Annotated in this window: 11 protein-coding genes; 9 read left to right on the top strand and 2 right to left on the bottom strand. The window is 65.5% G+C overall.

The annotated features are described in order from the left end of the window. Nucleotides 1–2: 2 nt before the first annotated feature. The gene (gene tssJ / locus LXM55_RS13365) at nt 3–512 is read right to left on the bottom strand and encodes a type VI secretion system lipoprotein TssJ (RefSeq protein WP_233320799.1); all 510 of its coding nucleotides are present in this window, start codon (nt 510–512) and stop codon (nt 3–5) included. A gap of 64 nt (nt 513–576) precedes the next feature. Then, nucleotides 577–2,013: a type VI secretion system-associated FHA domain protein TagH gene (gene tagH / locus LXM55_RS13360; RefSeq protein WP_233320798.1), complete on the bottom strand. Its 1,437-nt coding sequence runs from the start codon at nt 2,011–2,013 to the stop codon at nt 577–579. Between the two features lie 392 nt (nt 2,014–2,405). Here tagH and tssA point away from each other — a divergent pair, with 392 nt between their 5' ends. The 9 genes from tssA to LXM55_RS13315 all read left to right on the top strand — a co-directional run bounded on the left by tssA (nt 2,406) and on the right by LXM55_RS13315 (nt 14,340). Next, complete coding sequence (gene tssA, locus LXM55_RS13355) at nt 2,406–3,425, top strand: type VI secretion system protein TssA (RefSeq protein ID WP_233320797.1); 1,020 nt, start codon at nt 2,406–2,408, stop codon at nt 3,423–3,425. A gap of 81 nt (nt 3,426–3,506) precedes the next feature. Beyond that, nucleotides 3,507–4,022 (top strand): type VI secretion system contractile sheath small subunit, encoded by a 516-nt coding sequence (tssB, locus tag LXM55_RS13350; RefSeq protein WP_047289994.1) that lies wholly within the window; start codon nt 3,507–3,509, stop codon nt 4,020–4,022. A 16-nt stretch (nt 4,023–4,038) separates the two neighbouring features. Next, nucleotides 4,039–5,532 carry a type VI secretion system contractile sheath large subunit gene (gene tssC / locus LXM55_RS13345; RefSeq protein WP_233320796.1) on the top strand — a complete coding sequence of 498 codons (1,494 nt, stop codon included), beginning with the start codon at nt 4,039–4,041 and terminating at the stop codon, nt 5,530–5,532. Between the two features lie 117 nt (nt 5,533–5,649). Continuing rightward, complete coding sequence (locus tag LXM55_RS13340) at nt 5,650–6,138, top strand: Hcp family type VI secretion system effector (RefSeq protein WP_011064257.1); 489 nt, start codon at nt 5,650–5,652, stop codon at nt 6,136–6,138. 160 nt (nt 6,139–6,298) lie between these two features. After that, on the top strand, nt 6,299–6,814 hold the full coding sequence (gene tssE, locus LXM55_RS13335; RefSeq protein WP_233320795.1) for a type VI secretion system baseplate subunit TssE: 516 nt from the start codon (nt 6,299–6,301) through the stop codon (nt 6,812–6,814). Further along, entirely contained in the window at nt 6,811–8,670 is a 1,860-nt protein-coding gene (tssF, locus tag LXM55_RS13330; RefSeq protein WP_233320794.1) for a type VI secretion system baseplate subunit TssF, read from the top strand. Before tssE ends, tssF begins: the two co-directional genes overlap by 4 nt. Further along, entirely contained in the window at nt 8,634–9,686 is a 1,053-nt protein-coding gene (gene tssG, locus LXM55_RS13325; protein WP_233320793.1) for a type VI secretion system baseplate subunit TssG, read from the top strand. Before tssF ends, tssG begins: the two co-directional genes overlap by 37 nt. Then, the gene (gene tssH, locus LXM55_RS13320) at nt 9,679–12,354 is read left to right on the top strand and encodes a type VI secretion system ATPase TssH (protein ID WP_233320792.1); all 2,676 of its coding nucleotides are present in this window, start codon (nt 9,679–9,681) and stop codon (nt 12,352–12,354) included. Before tssG ends, tssH begins: the two co-directional genes overlap by 8 nt. A 42-nt stretch (nt 12,355–12,396) precedes the next feature. After that, complete coding sequence (locus LXM55_RS13315) at nt 12,397–14,340, top strand: type VI secretion system Vgr family protein (RefSeq protein WP_233320791.1); 1,944 nt, start codon at nt 12,397–12,399, stop codon at nt 14,338–14,340. Nucleotides 14,341–14,344: the final 4 nt, after the last annotated feature.

The following is a 14,344-nucleotide window of genomic DNA, read 5'->3' as shown; positions in this document are numbered from 1 at the left end:
GCCTATTGGGCAGGGCTGGATGGGGATGCCACGAGCTCGGCGCTGACCGCGCGGACGTCGAGGACGATCTGATACTGGTTGCTCAGGCGCTGCGCGGTGTTGACCCCAACCCGCCACAGGGCCTGGTCCACTTCGCGATACCCCACCAGCAGGCCTAGCTGACGCGTGGCCGGGTCCAGGGCGCGCTTGAGGGTGAACTGGTCGCCGGGCTTGACCAGCACTTCGTCCTGGTCGATCAGGTCCGGGCCGAGGGTGGCCGGGGCCCGCTCCGCCAGGGCGAAGTAGTCGGCGCGCATGAAGGTGGCCGGATTCTTCAGCTCGAAGATCCGCACCCGCACGGGCGTGCCCTGGCCATCAGGCCCGGGGTTGAGCCCGGCCACGGCCTGGAAATGCAGCTCCACGGTGGTGGCGCCCGGCTGGGGCTCCTTGGCCGGCTCGGCAGGCGCCGGGGCGTCCTTGGCACAGGCCGCCAGTACCAGCATGGCGACCAATGTCAGCAATCGTTGAATCATCCTGCGTCCTCAATGACGTATCAGCTGTCCGTGTATCCGTGTGTCTGGGGTGTTCCCGGTTCGCTCAGGAACGGCGCAGCCGGTGAGTGTGTTCTTCGTAGGCGCGGCTGAACTCGCGCCCGAAGAGGTCCTGGAAATCGTCCTGGGCCTCTTGGGAAATCTGCTTGTAGAGCGCGGTGAACTGCTGCCAGTTCTGCGCCTGGCGCGAACCGCTGAACAGGTTGCCCAGGCCGCCGGGGCGGGCCATGCGCGCTTCCAGTTCGGCGGGCTCGAAGCGCCCCAGCAAGTGCTTGATGGCCGCTTCCACACCGGCCATGACCGCCAGCTGGTGGGCCCGCAGGTCATCGAAACTGTCCCGCACCGCCTGGTCCGGGGCCATGAACGCCTGGTTGCTGTGACGCAACAGCAGGAGCATCGCCTCGTCGACATTGGGGGCGAATTTCAGCGGGTTGTTTTCCACCGGGCGGATCATCGTCTGCTGCATGCGGAACTCGCCCTTGAGGCTGCTGCGGGCACGCAATACGTCGATCAGGCCCTCGACCATCAGCCGGTAGCTGCGGCCCAGGCTTTCCATCTGCGCCTGGGCCTGCTGCGGGTCGATGCGCAACTGGTCCAGCCCGGCGCCGCGCAGAAAGGCTTGCAGCAGGTCGGGCTGGGGCACCGCCGGCGCGGGCGCTGCGACCGGTGCCAGCGGGGCCTCGGCAACCACCGGGGCCGCGGGCGCCTGGGGCTGTGGCTGTACAGGTTCTGCGCTGAATGGCGCCGGGTCGGCCAGCGGGGCCGGAGCCGGGACCACCACGGGCGGCGCGACCGCCGGCGGCACCTCGAACACGGGCGCAGGGCTGCGCGGCGCCTCGGCGAACAGGTCCCAGTCTTCCGGAATCAGCGCGCCACCCTGGGGCGCCGCTGGCTGCGGCACCGCAGTCGGGGTCGGCGGGCGGAAATCGTGCTGCTCGGCCGGCACGTGGTCCGGCTGCGTGGCCGGTGGGGTCGCGCTCGGGGTGAGGAAATCAAACAGGTCGGGAAAGGTGTCCTGGGCCGAAGCACCCTGGAAATGCGCCACCGGCGCCATGGAAATCGGCTCGATCGGCGTCGGCGGCGCCAACTGGCGCCCCATCAGTGCCTCGAAACTGTTGGAGCTGTCCCCGGAAAAGGGTTCAGCACCTGCACGGTTCAAGCTGAAATCGATGCGCGCGCTGATTTCATAATCGCCAATGCGAATAACCTCGCCATCTTCCAGAGGCTCGCTGCTACCCCGGCGCATGCGAATACCGGCACGGACTAACTCCACGCCATTAGTGCTGTTATCGGTCAAGTAATAACGGCCATCCTTGTATTGGATGACACAGTGTCGCGCGGAAACTAAGCGCTCGGGGTCAGGAAGTACCCAGTCATTATCGGAACTACGGCCAATTGCCATCATCCCCTGATCCATTAGTTTCTCAGGGCATTGGCCAGGGGTAATCTTGTGATAACTAGTGATAGTCAAACACAGCGACATTGCGCCTCCTTGCAGTACTTCCGCGTGCGAACCGGCAAAGGTAAAAAAGTTCCGTAAAAAATGAAAAGCTCGCAAAAAATCCTTTAAACAGCGCCGTTCGCAGCATGATCGCCTATCTTGATCCACACAGATGACAAACGACCTGTCGCACCGCCCCGATCTGACTTGCCGGTCAAGGAACTAATAAGCCGACATAACACTGTCATCGGGGGCGAATAGCTTACCTTGACAAGGCACAACTACTACACCAAAAATGCACAACTTCTTGAACACGGATGATGGCTCACTAGTATCAATGAGTCCATATAAACCAAGAAATGTGCGCGAGTTCACAATCAACTAGTGCATTAATTGCCTGACTGTCCTGCAGGCTGATAGGGAGATCAAACCAGGTGGATGTACCGATGTTGCTCGCCGCGATTTCAGCAACTTCGCCTTGTGGCGAAGACCTGGAATATGACGCGGATTTCTTGCACTTGGAGCGGGCCGCGCAAGGCCAGCCCGAGCGCAGCATGGGCGACTCGATCCTGCCGGCCGAGCCGCCGGACTGGCGCAGCATCCAGCAGCAGAGCCTGGACCTGCTGGCGCGCAGCAAAGACCTGCGCATCACCCATTTTCTGGTTCAGAGCACCCTGGCCCTCGAAGGCCTGCCGGGCCTGGCCACCAGCCTCGAACTGATCGACGGCTTGCTCCGGGACTACTGGGCGGACCTGCATCCGCGCCTGGACGCCGATGACGACAACGACCCCACGGTGCGCATCAACGCCCTGGCCGGCCTGGCTTGCGACACCACCATCGGTCTGCTGCGCGAAGCCCAGCTGACCCGCTCGCGGACCTTCGGCCCGGTGACTGTGCGGGCCGCGCTGAACGCCGCCGGCCTGCAGCATTTCTCCGGTGAAAGCCTGGGTTCCGACCACCTGGCCGGCGCCCTGCAAGACAGCGATCCCGAACACCTGGAAGCGATTCGCAACGCCTTGAGCACTGCCCGCTCGGCGGCCGAAGCCATCGAAAAGCAGGTCAGCGAACACGTGGGCTCCGCCAGTGGCGTGGACCTCACTGCCCTCAAGCAACCGCTGCGCCTGGCGCTGCAGGTGCTGGGCCAGCACGCCCCGCACACCAGCGACAGCCCGGCCGATGAACCCGCCGACGCCCCCGCGAACGAGGCCGGCAACGCGCCCGTGGCGCCGGCCGCAACGCGGATTTCCGGCGAGATCAACAGCCGTGAAGACGTGTTGCGCAGCCTCGACCGGCTGCTGGCCTATTACAGCCGCCACGAGCCTTCGAGCCCGCTGCCGGTGTTGCTCAACCGGGCCAAGCACCTGGTCAACGCCGATTTCGCGGCCATCGTGCGCAATCTGATTCCGGACGGCATGTCCCAATTTGAAAACCTGCGCGGCCCTGAATCCGACTAACCGCGGAACAGCCGAACAGTATCGTCAGCGGCAACCACCGACCGACGCCAACACCGTCGCAACAGCGACCAGGAGCACAACGTGGCGAAGCAAAGTTCTCAAAAGTTCATCGCGCGCAACCGCGCGCCCCGGGTGCAGATCGAGTACGACGTCGAACTCTACGGCGCCGAGAAAAAGGTCCAGCTGCCCTTCGTCATGGGCGTGATGGCTGACCTCGCCGGCAAGCCCGCTGAGCCTCTGGCCGCCGTGGCCGATCGCAAGTTCCTGGAAATCGACGTCGACAACTTCGACTCGCGCCTCAAGGCCATGCAGCCTCGGGTGGCCTTCCACGTGCCCAACGAACTGACCGGCGAAGGCAACCTGAGCTTGGACATCACCTTCGAGAGCATGGACGACTTCAGCCCGGCGGCCGTGGCGCGCAAGGTCGACTCGCTGAACCAGCTGCTGGAGGCCCGCACCCAGCTGGCCAACCTGCTGACCTACATGGACGGCAAGACCGGCGCTGAAGAAATCATCATGAAAGCCATCAAGGATCCGGCGTTGCTCCAGGCCCTGGCGAGCGCGCCAAAGCCTGCTGACTCCGAGCCGAACGCGTAAATCAGGACCAACGATCATGACCGAATTGATGCGTGACAATCAGGCGCAACCCGGCGCCACCGAGCAGGCCAGCGAGTTCGCCTCGCTGCTGCTGCAGGAATTCAAGCCCAAGACCGAGCGCGCGCGCGAAGCCGTGGAAACCGCGGTGCGCACCCTGGCCGAACAAGCCCTGGCGCAAACCGACCTGGTGTCCAATGACGCGATCAAGTCGATCGAGTCGATCATCGCCGCCATCGACGCCAAGCTCACCGCCCAGGTCAACCAGGTGATCCATCACCCGGAATTCCAGAAGCTGGAAAGCGCCTGGCGCGGCCTGCACTACCTGGTGAACAACACCGAGACCGACGAGCAGCTGAAGATCCGCGTGCTCAACATCTCCAAGCCGGAGCTGCACAAGACCCTGAAGAAGTTCAAGGGCACGGCCTGGGACCAGAGCCCGATCTTCAAGAAAATGTACGAAGAGGAATACGGCCAGTTCGGCGGCGAGCCTTACGGCTGCCTGGTGGGCGACTACTACTTCGACCAGTCGCCACCGGATGTCGAGCTGCTGGGCGAGCTGTCGAAAGTCTGCGCCGCCATGCACTCGCCGTTCATCGCCGCGGCTTCGCCGACCGTGATGGGCATGGGCTCGTGGCAGGAACTGTCGAACCCGCGCGACCTGACCAAGATCTTCACCACCCCGGAATACGCCGGCTGGCGTTCGCTGCGTGAATCGGAAGACTCGCGCTACATCGGCCTGACCATGCCGCGCTTCCTGGCGCGCCTGCCGTATGGCGCCAAGACCGACCCGGTGGAAGCCTTCGCCTTCGAAGAGAACACCGACGGCGCCGACAGCTCCAAGTACACCTGGGCCAACGCCGCCTACGCCATGGCAGTGAACATCAACCGCTCGTTCAAGCACTTCGGCTGGTGCTCGCGGATCCGCGGCGTGGAGTCCGGTGGCGAGGTGGAAAACCTCCCGGCCCACACCTTCCCCACCGACGACGGTGGCGTGGACATGAAGTGCCCGACCGAGATCGCCATCTCCGACCGCCGTGAAGCGGAACTGGCGAAGAACGGCTTCATGCCGCTGCTGCACAAGAAGAACACCGACTTCGCTGCCTTCATCGGCGCCCAGTCGCTGCAGAAACCGGCCGAATACGACGACCCGGACGCCACCGCCAACGCCAACCTGGCCGCGCGCCTGCCGTACCTGTTCGCCACCTGCCGCTTCGCCCATTACCTGAAGTGCATCGTGCGCGACAAGATCGGCTCCTTCAAAGAGAAGGACGAGATGCAGCGCTGGTTGCAGGACTGGATCCTCAACTACGTCGACGGTGACCCGGCGCACTCCACCGAGACCACCAAGGCCCAGCACCCGCTGGCCGCGGCGGAAGTGGTGGTCGAGGAAGTCGAAGGCAACCCCGGCTACTACAACTCGAAGTTCTTCCTGCGCCCGCACTACCAGCTCGAAGGGCTGACCGTGTCGCTGCGCCTGGTATCCAAACTGCCGTCCGCCAAGGGCGCCTGACCCATAACCGACTCAAACCTGTCGTCGCGGCCCCTGGCCGCGCGAGGCCCCAGGGCCTGGCGCAGCGGCGACAGAAGCTGAATCAACATCGTGGCAAGTGCCACACAGGGAGAAAACATGGCTGTTGATATTTTCATCAAGATCGGTGACATCAAGGGCGAGTCCATGGACAAAGCCCACAAGGACGAGATCGACGTGCTGAACTGGAGCTGGGGCATGTCCCAGTCCGGCAACATGCACGTGGGCGGTGGCGGCGGCGCGGGCAAGGTGAACATCCAGGACCTGTCGCTGACCAAGTACGTCGACAAGGCATCGCCGAACCTGATGATGCATTGCTCCAGCGGCAAGCACATCGACAAGGTGCGCCTGACCGTGCGCAAGGCCGGCGGCGAAAGCCAGGTCGAGTACATGATCATCGACCTGGAAGAAGTGCTGATCACTTCGCTGAGCACCGGCGGTTCGGGCAGCGATGACCGCCTGACCGAAAACATCACCCTGAACTTCGCTCAGGTGATGGTCGAGTACCAGCCGCAGAAAGCCGACGGCACCAAGGACGGCGGCCCGATCAAGTACGGCTGGAACATCCGCTCGAACACCAAGCGCTGATCCGCTGCGGTCGCGGCCCTCTGGTCGCGACCGACCCGGCCCTCGCGTTGCGCCTGGCGCAACGCGGGGACGGTTGGCCAGGACCGCGTCCCCGTGAGTCTTTGGTTATGCCCCTTTTCGTGACGTCACGCCTGCGCCATCCGATCCTGGAGCGAACCCTTTGGTAACCGACATCGCCGCCCGCGATCGCTTGCAACCTTCCCTGCTGGATCGTCTGACCGACGATGAACCCGGCAACCTGAAAGAAAGCCCGGACAAACGCGTGCTGTCCCTGAGCCAGCTCAAAGCCTCGGTCCTGCGCGATCTGGCGTGGCTGCTCAACACCACTTCCCTGCTCGAAGCCGATGCCACCCTGCACACGCCCGCCGGCACTTCGGTGGTCAACTACGGCCTGCCGGCCCTGGCCGGGTACAGCGCATCGAGCATCGACATCCCGGCCCTGGAGGCCTTGATCCACCAGGCCATCGCCACCTTCGAACCACGCATCCTGCGCAGCACCCTGCGGGTTCGCGCGCGCACCGCGCCCGGGGAAATGAACCACAACGCCCTGAGCTTCGAGATCGAGGGCGATCTCTGGGCCCAGCCGATGCCCCTGCGCCTGCTGCTGCAAACCGACATGGACCTGGAATCCGGCCATGTGCGGGTGGTGCCTGCCGATTCCCGGAGACGCGCATGAACCCGCGCCTCTTGGAGCTGTACAACCAGGAACTGCACCACGTGCGCGAAAGCGCCGCGGAGTTCGCCAAGGAATACCCGAAGATCGCCAGCCGCCTGACCCTGTCGGGCATGGACTGCGCCGACCCCTATGTCGAGCGCCTGCTGGAAGGCTTTGCCTACCTGACGGCGCGGGTGCAGCTCAAACTCGACGCCGAGTACCCGACCTTCACCCACAACCTGCTGGAGATCGCCTACCCGCACTACCTGGCGCCGACCCCGTCGATGACCGTGGTGCAGTTGCAGGCCGATCCCGAAGAAGGCTCGCTGAGCAGCGGCTTCACCCTGGCGCGTGACACCAGCCTGCGCGCCGCCCTGGGCCGCGACACCCAGACCTGCTGCGAGTACCGCACCGCGCACCCGGTGACGCTGTGGCCGCTGCAAGTGGCCCAGGCCGAATACTTCGGCAACCCGGCGGCGGTGCTCGGGCGCCTGGCCGCCAGCGAACCCAAGGCCAAGGCCGGCTTGCGCCTGACCCTGTGCACCGGCGCCGAGCTGCCCTTCAACAGCCTGGCCCTGGACAGCTTGCCGCTGTACCTGAACGGCAACGACGAACAACCGTTCCGCCTCTACGAACAACTGCTGGGCAACGCCTGCGCGGTGTTCGCCCGCGCCCCGGGGGGCGACTGGGTCGAGCGCCTGCCCCAGGACGCCCTGCGCTCCCGTGGTTTCGATGACCGCGACGCGGCGCTGCCCGTGGTGCCCCAGGCGTTCCAGGGCTACCGCCTGCTGCAGGAATACTTCGCCCTGCCCAACCGCTTCCTGTTCGTCGAATTCGCCCAGCTGGGGCGCGCGGTGCAACGTTGCGCCGGCCAGGAACTGGAGCTGATCGTGCTCTTCGAGCGCTTCGAGCAGAGCCTGGAAGGCAGCGTCGGCGCCGCCCAGTTCGTGCCGTTCTGCACCCCGGCGATCAACCTGTTTCCCAAGCGCCTGGACCGTATCCACCTGTCCGACCGGGTCAACGAGCACCATGTGATCGCCGACCGTACCCGGCCGATGGATTTCGAGGTCCACTCGCTGACCGCCCTCAGTGGCCACGGCACCGGGCCGGAGCAGCCGTTCCTGCCGTTCTACGCGGTGCGCGACCCGTCCCGCTATGGCCGCGACCAGTCCTACTACATCGTTCGGCGCGAGCCACGGGTGCTGTCCAGCGACCAGCGGCGCAACGGCCCGCGCTCGACCTACATCGGCAGCGAGTCCTTTGTCAGCCTGGTGGACAGCCAGCAAGCGCCCTACCGCCACGACCTGCGCCAGCTCGGGGTCAGCGCCCTGTGCACCAACCGCGACCTGCCGCTGTTCATGAACGTGGGCAACGGCAAGACCGACTTCACCCTGGCCGACAGCGCCCCGGTGCAGGCCATCCGCTGCCTGGCGGGCCCGAGCCGGCCACGCCCCAGCCACGCCCACGACGGCAAGGCCTGGCGCCTGATCAGCCAACTGTCGCTGAACTACCTGTCGCTCGCCGAACAGGGCCAGGGCGCGGCGGCCCTGCGCGAGCTGCTGCGGCTGTACGGCGACAGCAACGACGCGGCCCTGCAATTGCAAATCGAGGGCCTGCGGGACGTCAGCAGCAAAGCGGTGACCCGGCGCCTGCCGATGCCCGGGCCGATCGTCTTCGGCCGGGGCCTGGAGATCACCCTGGAATTCGATGAAAACGCGTTTCGCGGCACCGGGGTGTTCCTGCTCGGCGCGGTCTTCGAGCGCTTCCTGGCACGTTACGTGTCGATCAACAGTTTTACCGAGACGGTGATCCGTACCACCGAACGCGGCGAGATCATGCGATGGAAAGCCCAGCCCGGACGGCGTCCGACTCTTTGAATACGCTGGCGGCGATGCACGCCGAGCCCTGGGAGTACGACTTCTTCCAGGCTCTGCGGCGTATCGAATGCCTGTCGCCGCAACTGCCGCGCTTCGGTCACTCGTTGCGCCTGGCGGACGATCCGCTGCGCCTGGGCCAGCAGGCCGACTGCACCTTCGCCCCTGCCACCCTGGCCTCGGTGACCCCGGGCAGTGAGGGCGCGGCGACGCGCCTGGAGCAGTTCTTCTTCGGCCTCGGCGGGCCCAACGGGCCGTTGCCGCTGCACCTCACCGAGTACGTGCGCGAACGCCAGCGCAACAATGCCGACAGCACCAGCAAGCGCTTTCTCGATGTGTTCCACCATCGCCTGCTGAGCCTGTTCTACCGGGCCTGGGCCGAAGCCCGGCCGACGGTGAGCCACGACCGCCCGGACGACGATTACTGGTCCGCGCGCCTCGCCGCCCTGAGCGGCCGGGGCATGCCCAGCCTGCTCAAGCAGGGGCGGCTTGCCGACACCGCCAAGCTGCACTACAGCGGCCATCTGGCGGCCCAGACCCGCTACCCGGATGGCCTGCGGGCGATCATCAGCGAGTACTTCGGCCTGCCGGTGGCGATCGAGGAATACGTCGGCCAGTGGCTGGAGCTGCCGGAGCGCAGCCGGGTCGGGGTCCAGGCCCACCAGCTGGGCGTGGACTTCTGCCTGGGCAGCCACGTCTGGGACCGCCAGCACAAATTCCGCATCCGCCTCGGCCCGCTGAAGCTCGACGACTACCTGGGGATGCTGCCCGACGGCCAGCAGTTCCAGGAACTGGTGGCCTGGGTCGCCGAGTACCTGGGCTTCGAGCTGGACTGGGACCTGAACCTGGTCCTGCGCAAGGACGAAGTGCCCAAGCTGCAACTCAACGGCCGCCAACGCCTGGGTTTCAACACCTGGCTCGGGCAACCCGGCAGCGATGCCAAGGACCTCATTCTGGCCCGGCACTACGCCGATCAGGCCACTACCTCACGTACACCAAGGAGCACAGAGCATGGGTGAAATCAGTCGCGCGGCGCTGTTCGGCAAACTCAACAGCGTTGCCTACAAAGCCATCGAAGCCGCCACGGTCTTCTGCAAACTGCGGGGCAACCCCTATGTGGAACTGGCCCACTGGTTGCACCAGTTGCTGCAACTGCAGGACTCGGACCTGCACCGCATCATCCGCCAGTTCAACCTGGAACCGGCGCGCCTGGCCAAGGACCTGACCGAGGCCCTGGACCGCCTGCCACGGGGCTCGACCTCGATCACCGACCTGTCCTCTCATGTCGAGGAAGCGGTGGAGCGCGGCTGGGTCTACGGCAGCCTGATGTTCGGCGAAAGCCAGGTGCGCACCGGCTACCTGGTGATCGGCATCCTCAAGACCCCGAGCCTGCGCCACGCGCTGCTGGGGCTGTCCCGGGAGTTCGACAAGATCAAGGTCGAAACCCTGTGCGAACGCTTTGACGAATACATCGGCGACTCGCCGGAAAACGCCCTCGGCGCCAGCGACGGTTTCAATGCCGGCGCGGTGCCGGGCGAAGCCAGCGGCGCCATGGCCCCCAGCGCCCTGGGCAAGCAGGAGGCCTTGAAGCGCTTCACCGTCGACCTCACCGAGCAGGCCCGCAGCGGCAAGCTCGACCCGATCGTCGGTCGCGACGAAGAGATCCGCCAACTGGTGGACATCCTCATGCGCCGCCGGCAGAACAACCCGATCCTCACCGGCGAGGCCGGGGTCGGCAAGACCGCGGTGGTGGAAGGTTTTGCCCTGCGCATCGTTGCCGGCGACGTGCCGCCCGCGCTCAAGGACGTCGAGCTGCGCAGCCTCGACGTCGGCCTGCTGCAGGCCGGCGCCAGCATGAAGGGCGAGTTCGAACAGCGCCTGCGCCAGGTCATCGAAGACGTCCAGGCGTCGCCCAAGCCGATCATCCTGTTCATCGACGAAGCCCACACCCTGGTCGGCGCTGGTGGCGCCGCCGGCACCGGCGATGCGGCCAACCTGCTGAAACCGGCCCTGGCCCGCGGCACCCTGCGCACCGTGGCCGCCACCACCTGGGCCGAGTACAAGAAGCACATCGAGAAAGACCCGGCCCTGACCCGGCGCTTCCAGGTGGTGCAAGTGGCCGAGCCGTCGGAAGACAAGGCGCTGCTGATGATGCGCGGCGTGGCCTCGACCATGGAGCAGCACCACCAGGTGCAGATCCTCGACGAAGCCCTGGAAGCCGCGGTCAAGCTGTCCCACCGCTACATTCCGGCGCGCCAGTTGCCGGACAAATCCGTGAGCCTGCTGGACACCGCCTGCGCCCGCGTCGCCATCAGCCTGCACGCGGTGCCGGCGGAAGTGGATGACAGCCGCCGACGCATCGAGGCCCTGGAAACCGAGCTGCAGATCATCGCCCGGGAACAGGCGATCGGCGTGGCCATCGGCAACCGTCAGGTCAACAGCGAGAACCTCCTGGCCGCCGAGCGCGAGCGCCTGGCCGAGCTGGAAAGCCGCTGGGCGCAAGAGAAGACCCTGGTCGACGAACTGCTGGCGACCCGCGCCCAACTGCGCGAGAACGTCGGCCTGGTGGACAGCGACGTCGGCGGCGACAGCCACGGCCTGCGCGAGAAGCTGGTGGACCTGCAGCAGCGCCTGAGCGCCCTGCAAGGCGAAACCCCGTTGATCCTGCCGACCGTGGATTACCAGGCGGTGGCCTCGGTGGTCGCCGACTGGACCGGGATTCCCGTGGGGCGCATGGCCCGCAACGAGCTGGAAACCGTGCTCAACCTCGACCAGCACCTGAAGAAGCGCATCATCGGCCAGGACCACGCCCTGCAGATGATCGCCAAGCGCATCCAGACCTCCCGCGCCGGCCTCGACAACCCCAACAAGCCGATTGGCGTGTTCATGCTGGCGGGCACCTCCGGGGTCGGCAAGACCGAAACCGCCCTGGCCCTGGCCGAAGCCATGTACGGCGGCGAGCAGAACGTCATCACCATCAACATGAGCGAGTTCCAGGAAGCCCACACCGTGTCCACCCTCAAGGGCGCCCCGCCAGGCTACGTGGGTTATGGCGAAGGCGGCGTGCTCACCGAAGCGGTACGGCGCAAGCCCTACAGCGTGGTGCTGCTGGACGAGGTGGAAAAAGCCCACCCGGACGTGCACGAGATCTTCTTCCAGGTGTTCGACAAGGGCGTCATGGAAGACGGCGAAGGCCGCATGATCGACTTCAAGAACACCCTGATCCTGCTCACCACCAACGCCGGCACCGAGCTGATCGCCAACGTCTGCAAGAACCCGCAGGCGGTGCCCGAGCCGGAGGACATCGCCAAGGCCCTGCGCCAGCCATTGCTGGAGATCTTCCCGCCGGCGCTGCTGGGGCGCCTGGTGACCATCCCCTACTACCCGCTCAGCGACGAGATGCTCAAGGCGATCACCCGCCTGCAACTGGGGCGGATCAAGAAGCGCGTGGAAAGCACCCACAAGGTGGATTTCGACTTCGACGACGCGGTCATCGACCTGATCGTCTCGCGCTGCACCGAGACCGAAAGCGGCGGGCGGATGATCGACGCCATCCTCACCAACAGCCTGTTGCCGGACATGAGCCGCGAGTTCCTCACCCGCATGCTCGAAGGCAAGGCCCTGGCCGGGGTGCGCATCAGCCAGCGCGACAATGAACTGCACTACGACTTCAGCCAAACAGAATAAGGGGCAGCTGCAAGCTGCTTTTATCCTTCACCGAGACTGACGATGCTATTTCAGCAATCCACACGACTGGCACAGGTCAACTGCCCCCTGGGACCGGACGTCCTGCTGCTCAAGAGCCTGGGCGGCGGCGAGGAGCTGGGGCGGCTGTTCGACTACCAGCTGCAACTGACGTCCAGCGACGCCAACATCGACCTCAACCATCTGCTGGGCAAGCCCATGGGCCTCAGCGTGCAGCTGGACGGCGGTGGCCAGCGCCACTTCCACGGCATCGTCGCGCGCTGCAGCCAGAACATCGACAGCGGCCAGTTCGCCAGCTACCAGGTGACGCTGCGGCCCTGGCTGTGGCTGCTCAGCCGCACCTCCGATTGCCGGATTTTCCAGAACCTGAGCATCCCGCAGATCATCAAGCAGGTGTTCCGCGACCTGGGCTTTTCCGATTTCGAAGACGCCCTGAGCCGCCCCTACCGGGAGTGGGAATACTGCGTGCAGTACCGCGAGACCAGCTTCGACTTCGTCAGCCGGTTGATGGAACAGGAAGGCATCTACTACTTCTTCCGCCACGAGAAAGACCGCCACGTGCTGGTGCTGGCCGACGCCTACGGCGCCCACAGCAGCGTGCCCGGCTACGTCTCGGTGCCCTACTACCCGCGGGACGAGCAGCAGCGCGAGCGCGACCATATGTTCGACTGGCACCTGGCCCAGGAGGTGCAGCCCGGTTCGCTGGAACTCAACGACTATGACTTCCAGCGCCCCAGCGCACGCATCGACGTGCGCTCGGCCATGCCCCGGCCGCACAGCGCCGGCGACTACCCGCTCTACGACTACCCCGGCACCTACGTGCAGAGCAGCGACGGCGAGCACTACGCACAGACCCGCATCGAGGCCCTGCAGAGCCTGCACGAACGCATCGAGCTCAGCGGCAACGCGCGGGGCCTGGGGGTGGGCAACCTGTTCAGCCTCACCGGCTTCAGCCGCCAGGACCAGAACCGTGAATACCTGATCGTCGGCATCCGCTACTACCTGGTCCAGGAAAGCCTGGAGAGCGGCGCTGGCGGCGGCTCGGCGCAGTTCGAAAGCCACCTGATCTGCATCGACGGCCAGCAGAGCTTCCGGCCCCTGGCCAGCACCCACAAGCCGATGGTCCAGGGCCCGCAGACCGCGCGAGTGGTGGGCCCGGCCGGGGAAGAGATCTGGACCGACCAGTACGGCCGGGTCAAGGTGCACTTCCACTGGGACCGCCACGACCAGTCCAACGAAAACAGCTCGTGCTGGATTCGCGTGTCACAGGCCTGGGCCGGGAAGAACTGGGGCTCGATGCAGATCCCGCGCATCGGCCAGGAAGTCATCGTCAGCTTCCTGGAAGGCGACCCCGACCGCCCGATCATCACCGGCCGGGTGTACAACGCCGAGCAGACCGTGCCCTACGACCTGCCGGCCAACGCCACCCAGAGCGGCATGAAGAGCCGCTCCAGCAAGGGCGGCAGCCCGGCCAACTTCAACGAAATCCGCATGGAAGACAAAAAGGGCGCCGAGCAGCTGTACATCCACGCCGAGCGCAACCAGGACATCGTGGTCGAGGTCAATGAAAGCCACTCGGTGGGCAATGACCGGGTCAAGAGTATTGGCCGCGACGAGACCGTGACCATCGGCTCCGCCCGCCTGCGCGCGGTCAAGGAGCTCGACGTACTGGTGGTCGGCGGCAAAAAGACCGACAGCATCAGCCAGAGCTACATCATCGAGGTCGGCGAGAACCTGCGCCTGGTCTGCGGCGAAAGCGTGCTGGAGTTGAACGCCAGCGGCCAGATCAACCTCAGCGGCAAGCAGATCAGCTTCTATGCCTCAGGCGACGCCGAATTCAATACCGGGGGCGTGCTGCACCTGAACAACGGCGGCGGTGCCGGCGCGACCCCTGAAGGCCAGGGCGTCAAAGGCAGCATCGATGCCAGCGTCGACGCCATGTTTCCCAAGCCCCAGGGCAAGCCCTAACGAG

Source organism: Pseudomonas sp. Au-Pse12 (assembly GCF_021341665.1).
In the GTDB taxonomy this organism is placed as follows: Bacteria; Pseudomonadota; Gammaproteobacteria; order Pseudomonadales; family Pseudomonadaceae; genus Aquipseudomonas.
Note: the sequence above shows the minus strand (reverse complement) of the source record. Positions and strands in the feature narration are given on the sequence as shown.

Coding starts and splice junctions, on each gene's coding strand:
- tssH (WP_233320792.1), top strand. CDS start 9,679: ATGGGTGAAATCAGTCGCGCGGCGCTGTTCGGCAAACTCAACAGCGTT.
- LXM55_RS13340 (WP_011064257.1), top strand. CDS start 5,650: ATGGCTGTTGATATTTTCATCAAGATCGGTGACATCAAGGGCGAGTCC.
- tssG (WP_233320793.1), top strand. CDS start 8,634: ATGGAAAGCCCAGCCCGGACGGCGTCCGACTCTTTGAATACGCTGGCG.
- tssC (WP_233320796.1), top strand. CDS start 4,039: ATGACCGAATTGATGCGTGACAATCAGGCGCAACCCGGCGCCACCGAG.
- LXM55_RS13315 (WP_233320791.1), top strand. CDS start 12,397: ATGCTATTTCAGCAATCCACACGACTGGCACAGGTCAACTGCCCCCTG.
- tagH (WP_233320798.1), bottom strand. CDS start 2,013: ATGTCGCTGTGTTTGACTATCACTAGTTATCACAAGATTACCCCTGGC.
- tssJ (WP_233320799.1), bottom strand. CDS start 512: ATGATTCAACGATTGCTGACATTGGTCGCCATGCTGGTACTGGCGGCC.
- tssF (WP_233320794.1), top strand. CDS start 6,811: ATGAACCCGCGCCTCTTGGAGCTGTACAACCAGGAACTGCACCACGTG.